The organism is Microcystis protocystis FBCC-A270, assembly GCF_050500235.1.
Taxonomy (GTDB): domain Bacteria; phylum Cyanobacteriota; class Cyanobacteriia; order Cyanobacteriales; family Microcystaceae; genus Microcystis; species Microcystis ichthyoblabe_A.
In genome coordinates this window covers 2,174,982-2,193,939 of the sequence record NZ_CP191407.1, presented here as the reverse complement: position 1 = coordinate 2,193,939, position 18,958 = coordinate 2,174,982, and the positions used below count along the sequence as shown (strand labels likewise).

Genomic DNA, 18,958 nt, shown 5'->3' with positions numbered 1-18,958 from the left:
ATCACTTTATCCATGCTGATCAGACATAACCGAAGCTCGATCGCTAAACCTATTTTACTGTTTCTTGGCTGCCTTGTGATCGGGGAGTTGGGGGTGTTAGTGGTGGCCAATAGCCTCTGGTTTACCGAGATGGGTTATTTAAACACTTTCCTGAAACAATTATCTTGGCAACTAGGATTAGGTTGGGGAAGTGCGATTCTTTCTCTACTCTTTATTTTTACTAATTTACGTTTAGCCCAGCGTTTTCGTTGGCAAAAACCCAAAGAAGATAGTTATCCTCTTAGTCCTCAATCTCCTAGTATTAATTTACTCGGCCTTTTGATTATCACAACGGGAATTGGAGCTTGGATTGGGTCAATGTTATTGTATTACAGTAAACTAGCCCTCAGTCTCTGGACACCAGATTTTAATCTCCCTAACCTTAGTTCTTCCCTAAGTTCTCCTCTGGAAATAGTTTGGATTAGGCAAGTATTAACTGATATTTCCAGTAATTTGTGGCAAGGGTTAATTATCGCTCTTTTAGTCTTGGGATTATTAATTAAAACCGAGTATTTTTTGAGAATAATATCTATAGTATTTACTGTAATGCTATCTTTTATTATTGCTGGGCAGTGGGCGAATTTTTTAAAATATTTTTATGGTGTTCCTTTCAATATTAACGATCCTCAATACGGGAATGATTTAGGTTTTTATATCTTTCAATTACCCCTGTGGCAGTTACTAGAATTATGGCTCGGTGGTGTGGGAATATATACTCTTTTTGCTGTTATTTTAACCTATCTTTTTTCGGGTAATAGTCTTTCTCTGGGAACATTTCCGGGGTTTTCCCGTCCGCAACTGCGTCATTTATACGCCCTGTGGAGTGGGTTAATGGGGCTGCTAGTATTACACCATATTATTCAGCGTTACCTGCTACTTTACTCTCCGGAAGGGGTAGTTTATGGTGCGGGTTATATCGATGTTCATGTTGGTCAATTTATTGAAATTATTCTGGGAATTATTGCAGGAATAACCTCTATATGGTTAGGAGAAAAAGCATTATTTGCTAAAATAAACCGTCGCAAATTATACAAAACTGCCAAGAAAAAGTTGGTATTTTCCCCCTACTTAGTTCCTGTATTTCTCTATTTAATTGTTTGGATAAGTGGCACAATTATCAGTGGACTATTGCAAAGGACTGTCGTACAACCGAATGAGTTGGTGAGAGAAAGACCCTATATTGAAAGAAGTATTCAATCCACAAGAGCGGCTTTTTACTTAGATAGAATTGATGCCCAAGTTTTCGATCCACAGGCCGAATTAAATGCCGAAGTTTTAGAGAGAAACCATCTAACTATCGATAATATTCGTCTTTGGGACACCAAACCACTGCTAGAAACTAACCGACAATTACAGCAAATTCGCTTATATTATAAATTCCCCGATGCTGATATTGATCGCTATCAAGTGCGAGTAGGATCGCATCAAAACATCGAGGAACGTCCAATATCCGAAAAACAACAGACCATTATTGCCGCTAGAGAATTAGATTATAGTGCGGTTCCCACTTCTGCTAATACTTGGGTGAATAAACATCTCGTTTATACCCACGGTTATGGGTTCACTCTTTCCCCGGTTAATTTAGTCGCTGCCGGGGGTTTACCCTACTATTTTGTCAAAGATATCGGCACAAATAAAGACGAAGGAGCTCTACAAACCTCTAGCGAATTAATTGATTATAGTATTCCCATTGGTAAACCCCGCATTTACTACGGGGAATTAACTAATAATTATGTGATTACTCCCACCACCGTAGAAGAATTGGATTTTCCTAGCGGGGATGGAAATGTCTATAATACCTACGATGGTAAGGGAGGAATCCTAGTGGGGACGGGGTGGAGACGTTGGCTATTTGCCCTTTATCTGCGGGATTGGCAAATGTTATTTAGCCAAGATTTTACTCCCGAAACTCGCTTATTAATGCGTCGTGATGTCCAAAATCGTGTGCAAACTATTGCCCCTTTTTTAAGTTATGATCGCAACCCCTATTTAGTAGCGGCAGATGTGGGCGATAGTAGTAGTAAATTACATTGGATTATTGATGCTTACACTATCAGCGATCGCTATCCCTATTCTGACCCGGGTAAAGATAAATTTAACTATATTCGCAATTCGGTCAAAGTGGTAGTGGATGCCTATCATGGAACGGTGAATTTCTATGTTGCCGATGAAAATGATCCAATTATTCAGACGTGGAGTAAAATCTTTCCTCATCTCTTTAAATCTTTAGCAGAAATGCCGAAAACTCTCCGCAGTCATATCCGTTATCCTGAAGATTTATTTAGTACCCAAGCAGAAAGATTGTTAACCTATCACATGACCGATCCGCAAGTATTTTATAATCGGGAGGATCAATGGGAAATTCCCCTAGAAATTTACGGCACGGAACCCCAGGCTGTATCACCCTATTATTTAATCATGAAACTGCCCGATTCCGACAAAGAAGAATTTATTCTCCTCCATCCCTATACTCCCTCTAGTCGGCAAAATTTAATCGCTTGGTTGGCAGCTCGTTCAGATGATAGAGAGTATGGTAAGTTATTGCTCTATCAATTTCCTAAACAAAGGTTAGTGTACGGACCGAATCAAATTGAGGCTTTAATTAACCAAGATCCAGATATTTCTCAACAGATTTCCCTTTGGAATCGGGACGGTTCTAAAGTTTTGCAAGGACACCTATTAATTATTCCCATTGAACAATCGCTGCTTTATGTAGAACCTTTGTATCTAGTGGCAGACCAAAATAGTGTCCCGACAATCGCTAGAGTAACAGTTGCTTATCAAAATAAAATTGTCATGGAACCAACCTTGAAGGAAGCTTTAGAAAAGCTATTCTCAGGCCATCAGAGTTAAATTGCCGCTAATTTGGCCACAAATTAGCAAGAAAGCTGAAATATCCCCGAATTTGCCCAGAAAATTGCCTGCTCTGGTTAATCAGCCAATTTTAAAATCCAGTATCATCAAAGGATTGAGTTATTCTTTTAATTGGAAAAGTGGGCAATTAATTCTGTGCGAGATGAATTAATTATTAAAGGGGTAAACTCCTCCACTGGTAATAATAAAATGCGATCAATGATCAGGGACAAATCTGGGTCTAAATTACCAAAACGAGCTTTCAATAAATTTTCTATCACCAGACGTTCTCCCTGTTGAAGACCCTGTTGAAGACCCTGTTGAAGACCCTGTTGAAGACCCTGTTGAAGACCCTGTTGAAGACCCTGTTGAAGACCCTGTTGAAGACCCTGTTGAAGACCCTGTTGAAGACCCTGTTGAAGACCTTGTTGAAGACCTTGTTGAAGACCTTGTTGACGGCCAGCATCCAGTTCTTCCTGAAGACGGGAAGTGTATAAAGGTGATAATCTCATAATTAACTCTCTGTCCTCCTGTTCAAGCTCTTGATCGTTAGTTAAAGAAGTTCTCAAGTTTAATAATAATTCTAGAGCATTTACCCGAAAAGGATGATCCTCTGGTAACGATTCTAGCTCATCGATCGCCCTTGCTTGTACTTTTCCCCGGCCTAAAATTCTTAACCAGAGAGTTGCTTCTGTTGGGGGTAATTGATGGATAACGGTGATTGCCGTGCGTAAAGAGGGAGCTAAAAAATAGATACCCTCCCCCCAATTCTCCTCATCTAATTTAGCTCCGAATCCTTCTAACAGTTGCGAGGAAGCGGTGGGAGTCAAAATCCAGAGACGGGGGATTTCTCCATCGTTAACATTCGTTTTCTGACGATTTGCTCGACGATTAATTTCTCCTTCCACTTCCAACAGTTTTAACAGACAAGTCCTAATTTCTGTAGCAGTGACAGGATTGCGAAAGGGTTCAAATAAACAGGGATTAATCGCCATTTTTCCCAGTAATCCTAGCAGTTCTCTCGGATTATTATCGAGAATCTGGGGTGAAAACCAGACATCGATTTCTCGTACTTCTCCTCGTACAACCCGTGCCGATTTTACTTCTCCCAGAGAAGATAATAATTCTTCGAGATAATCTTTAGCAAACTGGTCATGAATAAATCTAGTCATAGGTTTATCTAACGTGATTTAATAATTTAGGCTCTTTGGTTTGTGTTATGCAATGGACGGGGGTTATAAGGGATGGAACCCTTATATAGAAAGGCATTTAGCGATTTTTGTTAATTATTTTCGATCTAGAGCGAACTAATCAATTAAGTCTTTTACCAGATAAGGATTTAGTCGATTTATGCCCCCCTATCGAACCATACCAAGTAACGAAGAGCCATAATTTATCTCGCAATTGCTTAATCCGAAATATCCCCGAATTTGCCCAGAAAATTGCCTGCTCTGGTTAATCAGCCAATTTTCAAATCCACTATCATCAAAAGATTGAGTTATGCTTTCAATTAGAAAAGTGGGCAATTAATTCTGTGCGAGATGAATTGAGTATTAAAGGGGTAAACTCCTCCACTGGTAATAATAAAATGCGATCGATGATTACGGACAAATCTGGGTCTAAATTACCAAAACGAGCTTTCAATAAATTTTCTACCACCAGACGTTCTCCTTGTTGAAGACCCTGTTGAAGACCCTGTTGAAGACCCTGTTGAAGACCCTGTTGAAGACCCTGTTGAAGACCCTGTTGAAGACCCTGTTGAAGACCTTGTTGACGGCCAGCATCCAGTTCTTCCTGAAGACGGGAAGTGTATAAAGGTGATAATCTCATAATTAACTCTCTGTCCTCCTGTTCAAGCTCTTGATCGTTAGTTAAAGAAGTTCTCAAGTTTAATAATAATTCTAGAGCATTTACCCGAAAAGGATGATCCTCTGGTAACGATTCTAGCTCATCGATCGCCCTTGCTTGTACTTTTCCCCGGCCTAAAATTCTTAACCAGAGAGTTGCTTCTGTTGGGGGTAATTGATGGATAACGGTGATTGCCGTGCGTAAAGAGGGAGCTAAAAAATAGATACCCTCCCCCCAATTCTCCTCATCTAATTTAGCTCCGAATCCTCCTAACAGTTGCGAGGAAGCACTGGGAGTCAAAATCCAGAGACAGGGGATTTCTCCATCGTTAACATTCGTTTTCTGACGATTTGCTCGACGATTAATTTCTCCTTCCACTTCCAACAGTTTTAACAGACAAGTCCTAATTTCTGTAGCAGTGACAGGATTGCGAAAGGGTTCAAATAAACAGGGATTAATCGCCATTTTTCCCAGTAATCCTAGCAGTTCTCTCGGATTATTATCGAGAATCTGGGGTGAAAACCAGACATCGATTTCTCGTACTTCTCCTCGTACAACCCGTGCCGATTTTACTTCTCCCAGAGAAGATAATAATTCTTCGAGATAATCTTTAGCAAACTGGTCATGAATAAATCTAGTCATAGGTTTATCTAACGTGATTTAATAATTTATCTCGCAATTGCTTAATCCGATCACGATATTTAGCTGCTGACTCGAATTCTAGATTTTTCGCCGCTTCTTTCATTTGCGCTTCTAGTTGTTGAATTAATTCGGGAATTTGTTCTAAAGAAAGTTCTTCTATATTCTCACAAACCTGCTCTAATTGTTGGGAATTTAGACGACGGGAAATATCCAGAAAAGCCAAAATTGAATTACTCGACCTTTTAACAATCGGTTGCGGAATAATCCCATGTTTTTGGTTATATTCCTCTTGAATAGCTCGCCGTCTCTTAGTTTCTTCGATCGCATTAATCATACTATTAGTGAGATTATCTCCGTAAAGAATTGCCTGACCGCGAATATGACGAGCAGCCCGGCCAATAGTTTGAATTAAAGAGCGGGTAGCCCTTAAAAATCCTTCCTTATCTGCGTCTAAAATCGCCACTAGAGACACTTCCGGCAGGTCTAACCCCTCGCGAAGCAAATTCACCCCGATCAGCACGTCAAAGACCCCTTCTCGCAGGTCTTGGATAATTTCAATCCGTTGAATTGATTGAATTTCTGAATGTAGATATCTAACTTTAATTCCCCTTTCTTGCAAGTATTCGGTTAAATCTTCGGCCATGCGTTTGGTTAAAGTGGTAATCAAAACCCGTTCATTTAACCGCACTCGCTCCTTAATTTCCCCTAATAAATCATCCACTTGTCCCTCGGTTGGTCGCACAAAAATCTCTGGGTCTAAAACTCCCGTCGGTCGGATAATTTGTTCAACAATGTGATTTTCTGACTGTTCTAATTCCCAATCTCCCGGAGTGGCCGAAACAAAAATACATTGATTAACTTTCTGCCAAAATTCTTCCGACTTCAAAGGACGATTATCCGCAGCACTGGGTAAACGAAACCCGTGATCGATCAAAACTTTTTTTCGTGATTGATCGCCATTATACATTCCGCGAATCTGCGGCACACTGACATGAGATTCATCCACAACTAATAACCAATTTTGAGGAAAATAATCCACCAAACATTCCGGCGGTTCCCCCGCTAACCTACCCGCTAAATGCCGCGAATAATTTTCTACTCCGTTACAATAACCCACTTCCTGCAACATTTCTAAATCATAACGAGTCCGTTGATCCAAACGTTGCGCTTCCAGTAATTTGCCCGCTTTTTCTAACTCCAATAAACGGTTATCTAACTCGGTTTTAATATCCCGACAGGCCACCTCTAAACGTTCCTCCGGGGTAACAAAGTGACGGGCCGGATAAATACTAATTCGCTCTAATTTTTGCAAAACTTCCCCCGTCAGGGGATCGAGATAACGAATACTTTCAATCTCATCGCCAAAAAAATCAATTTTAATAACCCGATCCTCGTAAGCGGGAACAATTTCCAAAATATCGCCCTTGAGACGAAAACGGCCGCGAGTTAACTCCAAATCATTGCGATTGTACTGCACTGACACCAAGGCCCGTAATAATTGCCTTTGGTCGAACTCTTGACCAACTGTTAAGGAAATCGCCGCTTTCAGGTATTCCGCCGGCATTCCCAAACCATAAATACAACTAATGGAAGCGACGACGATCACATCCCTGCGTTCAAACAGCGAGCGCGTGGCTGAATGGCGCAGCATATCGATCTCATCATTAATTGAAGAACTCTTTTCGATGTAGGTATCGCTGACAGGAATATAAGCCTCCGGTTGATAGTAGTCGTAATAGCTGATAAAGTATTCCACGGCGTTATTGGGGAAAAATTGCCGCAATTCGTTACATAATTGGGCAGCCAAGGTCTTATTATGGGCTAGGACAAGGGTAGGCCTGCCGATTTTCTCGATCACAGCGGCAATGGTGAAGGTTTTGCCGGTGCCAGTTGCCCCCAAGAGGGTTTGGAAACGATGCTGGTTTTGCAGGGAATCTACTAATTTATCGATCGCTGCCGGTTGATCCCCGGTGGGTTGAAAGGGTGCTTGTAGTTGAAAAGCGGTCATTAGCGGCTAGGTGTAGAGAACAGGCAAAATAAATTATCAATCAAATTACCAACACTGATAGGGTTTTGGGGAAAGAAAGATGTATCTTAATATTAGAGAGGATTTTAAAAAAAGATTAAAAGTCTTCGAGAATACCCTAAACTTAAATCTTATCGTTTCTCCGAAGCTATTAACGGAAAGGAGTATCAGGTTATGACGGTGGAAAATCTAGAAACGAACGGGACTCAAACCCCAGCAACTACAGAAGAAAAGACCAGCACACGCGGTAAAGCTACTACGGCTAAAACCGCCAAAGATAAAGAAGTGGTCGCCCTTTCGGTGAAAAACAACGCTGAATCGGCTTCCAAAGCCTTAAAATTCTATCAACCCGAACATCGCTTACCCGAAAATCGTCCTGTTGGTACTAGCCATCTTCACTTCACGGAAGATGAAATGTTACCCGGGGGCCGTCCCGTAGAAGTTAGCCATCTGAAAGTGGTTAGTACCTATTCTTCCGTCGGTGGATTGCGTCCTGTCGGCTCTAGTGGTATGGAAGTTAGCAGCACTCTAGCGATTTCTGGCAATCGTCCGATTGCTCTCAGTCATCTGCACATTAGCGAAACTTATACAGTCATGGGTAATCGTCCCGTTGCTTCCAATGAAATCGATGATCCCGAAACTTTAATGGGATTTTTGGATTAATTGTTTTGTTGATCAAGATAGATTTTTTCCCTGTCCCGGACGGGGAATTTATTTTTTTTAGCTCACCGTTTTTAATCCCGATGCTGTTTAAGCAAAAATTGTTCTTAATTGTCTCCTTTCTAATAGTGGTTTTTTGCGGTTTCGGATTATTAAATCTTACCTACGATGCTTCAGTTTTAGCACCGCAGCAATATTACCAGATTCGATCGCTTCATACTTTACAATACCAGAAAGTCTTAGAGAATGAACTGGGGCGAGCAGGATATCTACTGTTGTTAATGATAGTTGGAACCTTGCAAATACTAAAGCAAGCTAAGTTAGAGATATTAGCAGAAGCACTACCAATACCAATCCTGTTTGAGAGTCGGAGAAAAAAACTAAAAAGATTTTTAAAGCTGGAAATTCTGAATATTGAAAAAATCTGGTTTCTCTGCCTAAAAGAGATGTTAAAACAGCAGCAGAGATTCACAATAAAAGGATTAGTATATATTGCCATAGCCATAGACTGGACGAGTTGGGGAGCAATTAATATCTTGATGGTGAGTTTGATTTATAACAAAAAAGCCATGCCAATATATTGGTAGATATTAGATAAAAAAGGAAGTAGTAATCTCGAAGAACAGCAGCGAGTATTGGCGAAAATATTGACGGTGCTATCAGGTCATAAAATAGTGGTGTTAGGAGATAGAGAATTTTGCTCGGTCAGTCTTGGAAAGTGGCTTCAGAAGCAGAGTTTATACTTTTGTTTAAGACAAAAAAAAAGTACAAATGTCAAGACAAAAGAAGGAATTTATCAAGAAATGAGAGAGTTAGGTTTAAGTCCAGGAACTCAACTATTTTAAAATGATGTCAATATTACAAAAGAGCAGGGATTTGTCCAGTTTAACTTAGCGGGTAAGTGGAAAAAAACTACTGGGGTTTTCAAACAAAAGAACCTTGGTATATTCTGACTAACTTTGGAGATTTAGAGACGGCAATAATTGCCGATCAAAAAAGATTTGATATTGGGGATATGTTTCGAGATTTTAAGTCGGGAGGCTATAGCTTAGAAGGTTCTCAATTAGCACCGCAATACCTATCAAAGCTGATAATTGTTATAGCTATCGCCTCTACAAGTGCCACAATGCAAGGTAAAAAAATTAAGGATATGGGAATCCAAAAATATGTCACAAGACCTGAAACAAGATATAAAGGTCAACGCAGACACAGCAGTTTTTATGTGGGTCAACATCTCTATCATTGGCTCCAGCTACATCAAATGTTCCCAAAAAAATATAGAAGAGCTAATGCAAATTAGCCGCTATCGGTTGAAGGATTACATCAAAGGACAAAGAGCGATATCGCTTGCCCTATCTACCTTCTAGCTCGCTTGTCCCCCTCTCAGCTCTCAGAGTTAAATTCTAACACCTTAAAATCGGGAAAATCGACTACATACTGACTAATTGCTTCTTTTTTGGGCTGGGAGTAAGAAAAAATTACAATCGGATAAATCGGTAAGACAAATTTCTCATGAAAGCGAGCAAAATAAGTAAACATCCGCCGGTTAAACCACTTTCGAGAACTTTCCTGCGCCTCGACATAAATCAGAAAGAAAGATTCTTTTCCGCGAAACCTAACTTGTGCTACTAAGTCGCTTTCATGCCTTTCTCCTTCCGTGACATCGGTAAATACTTCTTTGTCTAAAAAAGTAATTGAGTCTGTGTCTAAATAATTCATTACTTCAGGAAAAAACAACTCAATAAATTCGACAAAAAAGGTGGAAATCAACTCCTTAAATAAGCGATCATGATCAACATTATTAGTCATGTAATATCATCTTAACTAATCTCATCGGTGAATGACTACCAGAAAATAACAACTCTTTGATTCTAACAAGTTTAAGGTTACTTGACAATACTTACGGTAAAAGTGGACATTAAATCAATAAAAGTTGACAAAAGTGTAGCGGGTTAGCTCACTCTTAGGATTATCCAGAAAACGGGTTTCTTTAAGAAACCCGTTTTCTATTATTTTAAAGAGGTTGAGAATATCCTCTCGTTGATAACCCTGTTCGTACAACCGTTTAGTGGCGTTGTCAAGTTTGAAGATGATGGCGCATCAGAGCAGACTTGAAAACGCTTTAACAGTAAGGCTCTCGTTGTGTCGCAATTCATTCTTCATATTCTGATCTGACAACGCCCGCTTCTTTGCGGGGGAGATAGGAGAATAAATAAAGGCAATCTCCTGACTCCTGACTCCTGATAACTGACTCCTGATAACTGACTCCTGATAACTGATAACTGATAACTGATAACTGATAACTGAAAAGTTCCGCTAATCTTTAGATAAATTGCCAGAAACATACCAAGTAAAACCACCGCCGATGACTGCCATAACTGCTAAAGCTAATAGTACCGGTCGGAGTCCGAATTGAGTTTCGGCGATACCCGCAACAGCTAATGGTAAAGAGAGGGCAATATTAACGGCATTGTTTTCTAAACCAAAGACTTTACCGCGCATTTCGGGGGGTGTATCTGCCTGTAGGGTAGTTTGCATGGGAACCCCGACTAAAGCGGCAAAAATCCCTAATAAAGCGGTCATAGCGAAGGCTAAAATTAAACTCTTTGTTGCTAAAGATAAACCGATTAAAGCTGCCGCCATACCCAGAGAACCCCAGAGACTTAATTGGGTGTGGGAGAATTTTTGGCCCCAATAACCCAAAGTAATCGCACTAACTGCCATTCCTGCACCACAGGAGGCTAATAAAAAGCCGAATTGAGAAGCTTTTAACCCGGGTAGTTTTTCCGCCATACTGACGGCTAATACTGATAGAGCAGCAAAAATACAGAATAAGATGACTAATTGAATTAGAGCGTTACGAACTTTATGATTTTTGTTGAGGTAACGAATGCCGTCGCGGATATCTTCCCAAACATGGGGCTGTTCTGCGGTAGGAATAATATATTTTTCGCTAGTTCGCAGGATAATTAGAATTAAACCGGCAATTATATAAAAACCACCGACAATCATCACTTTGCCAATATCAAATTGTCCGGCTCTAGTGCCGAAAATGCTATCGGCAAAAGCTAATAGAGGTTCACCGATGGCAAAACCGATAATTAATACCGCCATGGTGGTTAAAGTGCTGAGGGAATTAGCGGGTAGAAGATGACGACGTTTTACTACTAATGCCAGGGTAGATTGTTCGGCGGGGGCAAAAAATTGGGTTAGGGTGGAGACAAGAAAAGTAATGACTAACAACAGGAAAAAACCGAAGGGTAAATTAAATTCTCCTTGTAGCCGGTAATGCCAATTTCTTAAACCGTCAGGCAACCAACCGAGGGGAACCGCTAAAGTTTGCTCGCGCACTAACCACAATAATAGGGGAATGACGAGGACAAAAGCCCCGCGTAAAAGGTTAGAAATAACTAAAACTTGTTTTTTTAACCATCTATCAACATATACACCCGCCACCGAACCCACTAACACCGCCGGAATTGTATTAGCAATCATTATCGCCGATACCCAGCCGCTAATCGATTGATCGGCTTCTTGGTAATGGGTGGCAATTAGGGAGATCATCAGGACTAAATAGAATTTATCCGCTAATTGGGAAAAAATTCCCCCCGCCCAGAGAATGAGAAAGCGCGGGTTTTTTAGCACTGGGGCAAAACCCTGACTAGGATTGGATTTGGGCGCACGTTTAGGCAAGCGGTTCATGGTTTCTGCGTCGGATTGCCTCGGTGAGGAATCGGAAGAATTAAAAACAGGAGTGGGGGAGGCGCTGGACGTAGCGTCGTCAGTTTCTGAGTCAAACAGTTGCATTATGATGATTTTTGCTATCTGTTTAAAATTCTAAGGGAGATAAACCCTCAACTAATGCCGAGGAGCGAAAAGTTTTTCCCAGATGATATTGAGTATAGCGACGCAGCAAACGATCGAGGTTAATCCAAGCTAGTTCTGAGGTAAGGTTTTCTTCTGGGGGAAAATCTGTTTTTCCTAGGCATTGCAGTAATTGCAGTTCTTGCCGCGTCAGTTTACTATCGATTTTGGGCGGGTTGATTGTTTCTGTTAGGGCAGCTAGATCTATTATTCCCCCTGCCTCGAAACTAAATCCTAGGCAATTGTTCCCAATTAAAGCTTTTCCCGTCAACAGGCAGTTATGGACTTGCGGCACTAAGCCGGCAATTATTAAGAAATGAAAAATTGCTTGACAAAGGTAGGGAAGTATGTATTCATTCTCGTCGAGGACTTCAATTCTGGCCAGATGGCTGCAGATTAATTCGTATAATTCCCTCTGGGGTTGTTCGCTCAGGGCGATCGCCAAAACCAGTTCACAGAGGTATTGACTAACGGTTAGTTTGGCGAGATTTTGACTTAATTTGGGATAAGATTCGATAGTTTCAGCTTGAACGACCTTATCTAGGGATTTTCCTGCGACTATCAACAGATTATTGACCACAAATAGTTCACTTCTACCCCGCAGGGAAGATTTATACTTGCGCGCACCTGGAGCGATGGCTCTAATTAAACCATACTCGGCGGTCAAAATAGTTAAGAGGCGATCGGCTTCTCCGAAGGCCATTCCTTGCAGATTGATTCCAGTAGCTTGATAGGTACGAGACATCATTTAATAATTAACTAGCTAATTGTCTCCCCAAGAAGACTTGAGCTAATCACCAAGCAAAGGGGAATCAGTCATGACTATGGAGGTTAGCGGACTCGAACCGCTGACATCCTGCTTGCAAAGCAGGCGCTCTACCAACTGAGCTAAACCCCCGATCTGGTTTTTGAGACACTCTCGTTATTATAACCTATAGTGAAAAATATTACAAGTTAATTTTTCCCTTGCCTGCCATGTCTTATCTAGTCGCCACTTTTTACCAGTTTGTGGCTTTGTCAGATTATCGTCAAAAACAGCCAGAAATACAAAAATACTGCCAAGAAAGAGGAATTAAAGGAACTATTCTTCTGGCAGCCGAGGGGATTAACGCAACGATCGCCGGGAACCGTCAAGCGATCGCTGAAGTGATTAGTTGGTTAAAAACCGATACTCGTTTAGCTAATCTAGAGGTGAAAGAGTCTGTTTGTGATTATTTGCCCTTTCAACGCTTAAAAATTCGCTTAAAAAAGGAAATTGTGACTTTTGGTCAACCCAAGGCTAATCCTCTCGAAAACACAGGAATTTATCTCAAAACTGAAGAGTGGAACCAATTGCTGAAAGAGCCGGACGTGGTAGTGATCGATACTCGTAATAATTATGAAGTGGCGATCGGTACTTTTGCGGGAGCGCTTAACCCAGAAATCCAGCATTTTCGCCAATTTCCTGAGTATATTCAGGAAAATTTTGATAGTATTAACGATAAAAAAATAGCTCTTTTTTGTACGGGGGGAATTCGTTGTGAAAAGGCGGCAGCTTTTTTATTAAATCAAGGCTTTTCTCAAGTTTATCAGCTAGAGGGAGGTATTTTGAAATACTTAGAAGAAGTTAGTCCCGATCAGAGTCTTTGGCAAGGAGAATGTTTTGTTTTTGATCAAAGAGTGGCACTAACAGCTAATCTAGAGGTAGGACATTATGAAATGTGTCCCGCTTGCGGTCATCCCATCGATGAAAAAGATAAACAGTCCCCCAATTACCGGGCAGGAATATCTTGTCCTTATTGTAGTTAATCTTATCCTATTCGTACCGCTCTCATCTCCATACTTTTCTAGTATCTGGTTACTTTTTCTTGCGGATTTGTGTACCAGAAATCATGTCATGAAGGGCGCGTTTTTTCTTTGTCCAGGCTGCCAGTAAAAAGCCCAAATATAAGGGAGCAGTGGAGAGATATTTTAGTAAGTAGCGGCGATTTGCTCTTGCAAAAGATATGCGTCGGCCTTGACTATCCGTGACGGATAAATCAAAAAACATTTTACCAATAGTGGCTTTAAAAAGATATTCTAAGAAAACATAATATAACCATTTAATAACTATTCCTAAACCAAGAGCAGTCAGAATGGCAATATGCTCGTGAGTAAAGTTAACTTTGGCTTGAATATTATAGATAATTGCCGCTATAAATAAAGCAAAACCAAAAATTGTTGTTCCGGCTGCACTTAATCCTGCTGCATAGTAAACCCAGATTTCTTTGGGAATATCAAAGTTAAGATTTAAATCTTGAAAAGTTGACCATTGTTGTAAGCGAAAACAGATATAACCACCTAATAAAGCTGCGATAATAAAAACGATAAAAGAATCAATTAAAGAAGCTTTGAAACGGAGCCAAAACCCAGCATAACTGGGAGAAATTGCGGCGAGTAAAGAAATAAGTGCAGGATTGGGAATAGGAATAATTTTAGGTTTTTCAGGAGCAGAATTTTTAGTTTTTTTAGTTTGATGGGGATTGGCTTTAATATCGGTAATAATTTTTAGCAAAGTTTTGGTATCTTTCGGTCGATCAATAGGTTTTTCTGCCATTAAATTATCGATAAAATCTGCTAATCGAGAAGGGATATTTTGTGCATATTTACGCCAGTTAAATTCATTTGTATTAATATTATAAATTTTCGGATCACTGGGTTCTTTACCGGTTAACAAAAAGACGAAAGTTTTGCCCAAAGCATAAAAGTCTGATTGGGGGACAGAGTGACCAAGAGATTGTTCAGGAGGAGCATATCCGGGGGTATAAATTCCCGTATTTTTGCCTCCTGCTAGGACGGTTTTAGTCACCTGTCGCGCTGCCCCAAAATCAATTAAAACTAATTGACCATCGGGTTTTAAGATAATATTAGAGGGTTTGATATCACGATGATAGAATTTATGTTTATGAACTTCATGGAGAATATTAGCCAACTGACTTAACCAATCCAAAGCGAGATTATAATCAATCGGTTTAAATCCTCTTTGTTTTTGATGTTCTTCTAAGTCAATACCAGCAATTTTCTCCATGACTAAACAGTGTAAAGCAGTTTGACTCTCCCGGGGATGATAAATAAAATAGTTTTCTCCTTTGGGAATACCAGGGTGATTTAATTGTTTTAAAAGATTGGCTTCCTGTTGAAATAAATCAATAGCTTTGCTAGAATCGTAGGTAAGAACTTTTAACACTTTAGGTATTTTACGTTCATCTATCACTTCATAGGTATTACCGAATCCACCTTTGGCACTCAATAAATTTGTGACTCGATATTTACCATTTAAAAGCAAGTCGGAACCACAGGATTGACAGTAACGACTCTCCGTGATACTTTTCGGTTTGGGACAATGAGGATTAATACAAAAACTCATAGATTTTATTGGTAGAGTAAAAAATAAACTTGATGATAACAATATTCCTTGATATATTTAAGGTTTATTACCAAGAAAAAAGCCGCGCAATCCCAAAGTTACCACGGCACTTAAAAAAGCCACAACCATGGGAATAATCAGAGATTTAAACCCTTTCAAGTCCGCAATATCTTTAACTAGAATTGCATAACCATCTTCGACTTTTTCCAGTCGTTTATCCATTGTTTCAAATTTCTGATCAAGAGTTTTAATATCTCCTTTGATTTCTGTGACTTCCACCTTTAAATCATTAACATCTTTTTGGAGACTGTTAAATTTTTGATCCATATCTCTTTGGAGATTGTCGATTTTCTGATCCACATCTCTTTGGAGACTGTCAATTTTCTGATCCACATCTCTTTGGAGACTGTCAAATTTTTGATTAACATCTCTTTGGAGATTGTCGATTTTACTCTCGATCCTTGTCAGGACAGATTCAAGGGAATAGGTAACGGTTTCGCTAGTTTGTGTCATAATTAAAACCCTCTTACAGATAACTACTTTATTGAAATAAAAAATTAAGGTTTATTACCAAGAAAAAAGCCGCGCAATCCCAAAGTTACCACGGCACTTAAAAAAGCTACAACCATGGGGATAATCAGGGATTTAAACCCTTTTAAGTCCGCAATATCTTTAACTAGAATTGCATAACTAGATTCGACTTTTTCCAGTCGTTTATCCATTGTTTCGACTTTCTGATCAAGATTTTTAATATCTCCCTTGATTTCTGTGACTTCCACCTTTAAATCATTCACATCTTGTTGGAGACTGTCAAATTTTTGATTAACATCTTTTTGGAGACTGTCAAATTTTTGATCCATAGCTCTTTGGAGATTGTCGATTTTCTCATCTACATCTCTTTGAAGACTGTCAATTTTCTGATCCATATCTCTTTGGAGACTGTCAAATTTTTGATTAACATCTCTTTGGAGAGAGTCAATTTTCTGATTAACCTCTTTAATGCTATCTTTAATTTCTTTCAGGACAGATTCGAGAGAATAGGTAACGGTTTCGCCAGTTTGTGTCATAATTAACAACCTCTTACAAATAACTACTTTCTTGACATAAAAAATTAAGGTTTATTACCAAGAAAAAAGCCGCGCAATCCTAAAGTTACCACGGCACTTAAAAAAGCTACTACCATGGGGATAATCAGGGATTTAAACCCTTTTAAGTCCGCAATATCTTTAACTAGGATTGCATAACTATCTTCAACTTTTTCCAGTCGTTTATCTATTCTTTCGACTTTCTGGTCAAGAGTTTTAATATCTCCCTTGGTTTCTGTGACTTCCACCTTTAAATCATTAACGTCTTTTTGGAGACTGTCAAATTTTTGATTCATATCTTTTTGAAGACTGTCAAATTTTTGATCCATATCTCTTTGGAGACTGTCAAATTTTTGATCCATATCTCTTTGGAGACTGTCAATTTTCTGATTAACATCTCTTTGGAGATTGTCAATTTTCTGATCCATATCTCTTTGGAGACTGTCAAATTTTTGATTAACATCTCTTTGGAGATTGTCGATTTTACTCTCGATCCTTGTTAGGACAGATTCGAGAGAATAGGTAACGGTTTCGCTAGTTTGTGTCATAATTAACAACCTCTGGTCGATAAGGCCAAATATAATTAGGTTATACTGAAAAAGTTTGGCGTTGGTGTGGGGTTTTACCCATTTTCAGGGAAAAAGTCCCTGAATTTTCCCTCTGATCACTCCAATGGCCGGCACTGTTTGATTTGAAAAAAGCCTAAAGATATTATCCAACAAAGTTTTTAGATTTATTCAGCCAGCCCTAAGTATTCCCCTATTGCCTATTGCTAGGGACTAAGGACGATTACGCTACCGAAAAAATTCCATTGTGGCCAGAGATCGATCATGGTAATTTAAGAAAGCGATCGGGGAACTCTAACAGGGAAGATCCCGACCCTAACCAGGGAGTGACTGTTTAACCGTCTGTCCTATGTACAAGTCTATTACTGTTTTAACGCTGCTGACGGGAATTATCGCCGTTGACGTGGTTTTTGCTCAATCCACTGTTAATCTTCCCATCACAGTTCAACAGGGAGAATCCTACGAAGCATTATTGACTAGAGCATCGCAATTAGCCGAGAAAACTATCATCAGTCGTTTTAATCAACAACAGGGTATTAATAAAATTGATTTATTGATAACGGCCGAAAAATCAGGGGCGATCGCACCTCTCCTCTCGGTGAAGGTATCCCGTCAAGATTGGTTTGGTCATCCCAATATTCAACGCTGGAGAAATGTTTTTCCCTTTGGCAAAGCTCTCCTCGGTTTTAGCTCTCCCGCACCCGTCGTCACTCCGAAAAGTCCCCCCGTTGCCGTTAATCCCAGTCCATCTCCAGCAGCATCTCCCGGCGCTACCACTCCTCCTCCTCCCCCTACTTTACTCTTCGAGGATGAGCCGAATAATGCTCCCCCAATCCCCATTCCTAACCAAAGATTAACCACTCCAGCTAATCGTTAATTGATAGGAAAAGGACGGGCTTTCGGAAGATATATTGACTTTTAAGTAGCAAAACGAGGCTGAAACCAGTCTAGGGGAAAAATATCATCTTCTTGGGCGGTTTCTGTCCAACCAGTGACACTCTCAAAACAAGTCCCCGTCAAGTTAGCACCCCTCAAGTCCGCTCCCTGTAGATTTACCTGTTGTAAACGCGCTCCCGCTAGATTAGCACCCGCTAAATTGGCCCCGCGTAAATCACTACCCGTCAGACGTGCCTCACTAAAATTAGCCCTTTCTAAATTGGCCCCTTGAAAGTCCACCTCTTTCAGAAAAGAGCCCCTAAAATTGGCTTCCCTTGCGGAAATCTGACGACATTTAGCCCCACTTAACCGCGCTTCCTGCAAATTGGCCCAATTGAGATTGACTTTATCTAGGGTTGCCTCCAAGAGATTAACTAAGTATAAATTCGCCCCGCATAAATTCGCCCCGCATAAATTCGCTCCCCGGAGATTAGCATGGGAAAGATCCGCCCCACTTAAGCGCGAGTTACGCAGGTTTGCCTGTACCATAAAGGCCCCGGTGAGATTGGCTTTGGTTAAGTCCGCTTCCACTAATTGCGCTTGACTTAATTTGGCATAGGTTAAATTCGCCCAATTCAAACTCGCTCCCCGCAGATTTGATTTAGTCAAAAAAGAGCGACTCAAATTAGTTCCGCGCAAATTGGCCGCAGCAAAATTGACAGCGATTAGAGTCACTTGTTGTAGATCTAGACTCATCAAGTCAATGGCTAAAAAATCCCGCTCTCCTTGTTCGTAGAGTCTTAGTAACTGATTAACTTTCATCTCCCTTCTTCTACTTATAAGATGGTGGTTAAGAAGTAATCAACAAAAGCACCTAAAAACTTTGTCCGATAACTCACTCTGCTTTTAGATGAGCAATTTACGATGCCCTCCTTTGAGTTTATGTAAAGTTTTTTTTCGATTTTTTAAGAGAAGATAACGCGAACAGCAAGTTAATTTTCATCATAGTTAAGTAGCTTGGCTAAAACAGTTGGACTGGTTTTTCCAATTCTACCCCAGTCCATAGGGTAATTAGTATCTAACACTACTCTTGTTAAAAAACTTATCTATTGTT

Annotated in this window: 16 protein-coding genes, 1 tRNA gene and 2 pseudogenes; 7 read left to right on the top strand and 12 right to left on the bottom strand. The window is 40.1% G+C overall.

The window, feature by feature from the left end; all coding sequences use genetic code 11:
- The first annotated feature begins 12 nt into the window (after positions 1 to 12).
- Positions 13 to 2,892 carry a UPF0182 family protein gene (locus ACQY1X_RS10745; RefSeq protein WP_430015672.1) on the top strand — a complete coding sequence of 960 codons (2,880 nt, stop codon included), beginning with the start codon at positions 13 to 15 and terminating at the stop codon, positions 2,890 to 2,892.
- A 128-nt stretch (positions 2,893 to 3,020) separates the two neighbouring features.
- Here the strand turns inward: ACQY1X_RS10745 and ACQY1X_RS10740 are convergent, their stop codons facing one another.
- Complete coding sequence (locus ACQY1X_RS10740; protein WP_069475122.1) at positions 3,021 to 4,064, bottom strand: flagellar assembly protein H; 1,044 nt, start codon at positions 4,062 to 4,064, stop codon at positions 3,021 to 3,023.
- 95 nt (positions 4,065 to 4,159) lie between these two features.
- On the opposite strand from ACQY1X_RS10740, the pseudogene ACQY1X_RS10735 reads away from it, so the two are divergent.
- Positions 4,160 to 4,351: pseudogene (locus tag ACQY1X_RS10735) on the top strand (hypothetical protein).
- Positions 4,352 to 4,398: 47 nt separating this feature from the next.
- On the opposite strand, the gene ACQY1X_RS10730 reads toward ACQY1X_RS10735, so the two are convergent.
- Together ACQY1X_RS10730 and uvrB are read right to left on the bottom strand one after the other, a co-directional pair.
- Complete coding sequence (locus ACQY1X_RS10730; RefSeq protein ID WP_430015671.1) at positions 4,399 to 5,382, bottom strand: flagellar assembly protein H; 984 nt, start codon at positions 5,380 to 5,382, stop codon at positions 4,399 to 4,401.
- 4 nt (positions 5,383 to 5,386) lie between these two features.
- Complete coding sequence (gene uvrB / locus ACQY1X_RS10725; protein WP_004158588.1) at positions 5,387 to 7,390, bottom strand: excinuclease ABC subunit UvrB; 2,004 nt, start codon at positions 7,388 to 7,390, stop codon at positions 5,387 to 5,389.
- A 192-nt stretch (positions 7,391 to 7,582) separates the two neighbouring features.
- On the opposite strand from uvrB, the gene ACQY1X_RS10720 reads away from it, so the two are divergent.
- The 3 genes from ACQY1X_RS10720 (at position 7,583) to ACQY1X_RS10710 (ending at position 9,368) form a co-directional block, all read left to right on the top strand.
- Entirely contained in the window at positions 7,583 to 8,071 is a 489-nt protein-coding gene (locus ACQY1X_RS10720; RefSeq protein ID WP_002733480.1) for a hypothetical protein, read from the top strand.
- 80 nt (positions 8,072 to 8,151) lie between these two features.
- Complete coding sequence (locus tag ACQY1X_RS10715) at positions 8,152 to 8,655, top strand: hypothetical protein (RefSeq protein ID WP_228051171.1); 504 nt, start codon at positions 8,152 to 8,154, stop codon at positions 8,653 to 8,655.
- 314 nt (positions 8,656 to 8,969) lie between these two features.
- Positions 8,970 to 9,368, top strand: coding sequence for a hypothetical protein (locus ACQY1X_RS10710; RefSeq protein ID WP_002734667.1), 399 nt, complete (start codon positions 8,970 to 8,972; stop codon positions 9,366 to 9,368).
- A 95-nt stretch (positions 9,369 to 9,463) separates the two neighbouring features.
- On the opposite strand, the pseudogene ACQY1X_RS10705 reads toward ACQY1X_RS10710, so the two are convergent.
- The 4 genes and pseudogenes from ACQY1X_RS10705 to ACQY1X_RS10690 form a co-directional block, all read right to left on the bottom strand.
- A pseudogene (locus ACQY1X_RS10705) lies at positions 9,464 to 9,877 on the bottom strand (Rpn family recombination-promoting nuclease/putative transposase); the annotation flags it as partial.
- A 507-nt stretch (positions 9,878 to 10,384) separates the two neighbouring features.
- A complete protein-coding gene (locus ACQY1X_RS10700; protein WP_002733864.1) occupies positions 10,385 to 11,875 on the bottom strand; it encodes an MFS transporter in 1,491 nt (496 codons plus the stop codon).
- Positions 11,876 to 11,897: 22 nt separating this feature from the next.
- Positions 11,898 to 12,680 (bottom strand): DNA repair protein RecO, encoded by a 783-nt coding sequence (recO, locus tag ACQY1X_RS10695; protein ID WP_016515329.1) that lies wholly within the window; start codon positions 12,678 to 12,680, stop codon positions 11,898 to 11,900.
- A 77-nt stretch (positions 12,681 to 12,757) separates the two neighbouring features.
- Positions 12,758 to 12,830: transfer RNA gene (locus ACQY1X_RS10690), tRNA-Ala, on the bottom strand.
- A gap of 77 nt (positions 12,831 to 12,907) precedes the next feature.
- Between ACQY1X_RS10690 and ACQY1X_RS10685 the strand changes: the two genes are divergently transcribed.
- Positions 12,908 to 13,720: a rhodanese-related sulfurtransferase gene (locus ACQY1X_RS10685; RefSeq protein WP_002733376.1), complete on the top strand. Its 813-nt coding sequence runs from the start codon at positions 12,908 to 12,910 to the stop codon at positions 13,718 to 13,720.
- A 49-nt stretch (positions 13,721 to 13,769) separates the two neighbouring features.
- Here the strand turns inward: ACQY1X_RS10685 and ACQY1X_RS10680 are convergent, their stop codons facing one another.
- From ACQY1X_RS10680 to ACQY1X_RS10665, 4 genes are read right to left on the bottom strand one after another with little or no spacing between them, the layout of a single operon-like run.
- Positions 13,770 to 15,317: a protein kinase domain-containing protein gene (locus ACQY1X_RS10680; RefSeq protein WP_002776876.1), complete on the bottom strand. Its 1,548-nt coding sequence runs from the start codon at positions 15,315 to 15,317 to the stop codon at positions 13,770 to 13,772.
- A gap of 57 nt (positions 15,318 to 15,374) precedes the next feature.
- Entirely contained in the window at positions 15,375 to 15,830 is a 456-nt protein-coding gene (locus ACQY1X_RS10675; RefSeq protein WP_002793975.1) for a coiled-coil domain-containing protein, read from the bottom strand.
- Positions 15,831 to 15,874: 44 nt separating this feature from the next.
- Entirely contained in the window at positions 15,875 to 16,384 is a 510-nt protein-coding gene (locus ACQY1X_RS10670; protein ID WP_042790277.1) for a lipolpp family protein, read from the bottom strand.
- Between the two features lie 44 nt (positions 16,385 to 16,428).
- Positions 16,429 to 16,950, bottom strand: coding sequence for a hypothetical protein (locus ACQY1X_RS10665; RefSeq protein WP_002733032.1), 522 nt, complete (start codon positions 16,948 to 16,950; stop codon positions 16,429 to 16,431).
- Between the two features lie 367 nt (positions 16,951 to 17,317).
- Here ACQY1X_RS10665 and ACQY1X_RS10660 point away from each other — a divergent pair, with 367 nt between their 5' ends.
- On the top strand, positions 17,318 to 17,845 hold the full coding sequence (locus ACQY1X_RS10660) for a hypothetical protein (RefSeq protein WP_002734671.1): 528 nt from the start codon (positions 17,318 to 17,320) through the stop codon (positions 17,843 to 17,845).
- A gap of 41 nt (positions 17,846 to 17,886) precedes the next feature.
- On the opposite strand, the gene ACQY1X_RS10655 is transcribed toward ACQY1X_RS10660, so the two are convergent.
- Positions 17,887 to 18,666: a pentapeptide repeat-containing protein gene (locus tag ACQY1X_RS10655; protein ID WP_002776869.1), complete on the bottom strand. Its 780-nt coding sequence runs from the start codon at positions 18,664 to 18,666 to the stop codon at positions 17,887 to 17,889.
- Between the last annotated feature and the right edge of the window lie 292 nt (positions 18,667 to 18,958).

Bases quoted from the DNA above. Each gene is read 5' to 3' on its own strand.
- recO (WP_016515329.1), bottom strand. From the start codon at position 12,680: ATGATGTCTCGTACCTATCAAGCTACTGGAATCAATCTGCAAGGAATG.
- ACQY1X_RS10680 (WP_002776876.1), bottom strand. From the start codon at position 15,317: ATGAGTTTTTGTATTAATCCTCATTGTCCCAAACCGAAAAGTATCACG.
- ACQY1X_RS10730 (WP_430015671.1), bottom strand. From the start codon at position 5,382: ATGACTAGATTTATTCATGACCAGTTTGCTAAAGATTATCTCGAAGAA.
- ACQY1X_RS10660 (WP_002734671.1), top strand. From the start codon at position 17,318: ATGTACAAGTCTATTACTGTTTTAACGCTGCTGACGGGAATTATCGCC.
- ACQY1X_RS10675 (WP_002793975.1), bottom strand. From the start codon at position 15,830: ATGACACAAACTAGCGAAACCGTTACCTATTCCCTTGAATCTGTCCTG.
- ACQY1X_RS10670 (WP_042790277.1), bottom strand. From the start codon at position 16,384: ATGACACAAACTGGCGAAACCGTTACCTATTCTCTCGAATCTGTCCTG.
- uvrB (WP_004158588.1), bottom strand. From the start codon at position 7,390: ATGACCGCTTTTCAACTACAAGCACCCTTTCAACCCACCGGGGATCAA.
- ACQY1X_RS10715 (WP_228051171.1), top strand. From the start codon at position 8,152: ATGCTGTTTAAGCAAAAATTGTTCTTAATTGTCTCCTTTCTAATAGTG.
- ACQY1X_RS10700 (WP_002733864.1), bottom strand. From the start codon at position 11,875: ATGCAACTGTTTGACTCAGAAACTGACGACGCTACGTCCAGCGCCTCC.
- ACQY1X_RS10745 (WP_430015672.1), top strand. From the start codon at position 13: ATGCTGATCAGACATAACCGAAGCTCGATCGCTAAACCTATTTTACTG.
- ACQY1X_RS10665 (WP_002733032.1), bottom strand. From the start codon at position 16,950: ATGACACAAACTAGCGAAACCGTTACCTATTCTCTCGAATCTGTCCTA.
- ACQY1X_RS10655 (WP_002776869.1), bottom strand. From the start codon at position 18,666: ATGAAAGTTAATCAGTTACTAAGACTCTACGAACAAGGAGAGCGGGAT.
- ACQY1X_RS10740 (WP_069475122.1), bottom strand. From the start codon at position 4,064: ATGACTAGATTTATTCATGACCAGTTTGCTAAAGATTATCTCGAAGAA.
- ACQY1X_RS10720 (WP_002733480.1), top strand. From the start codon at position 7,583: ATGACGGTGGAAAATCTAGAAACGAACGGGACTCAAACCCCAGCAACT.
- ACQY1X_RS10685 (WP_002733376.1), top strand. From the start codon at position 12,908: ATGTCTTATCTAGTCGCCACTTTTTACCAGTTTGTGGCTTTGTCAGAT.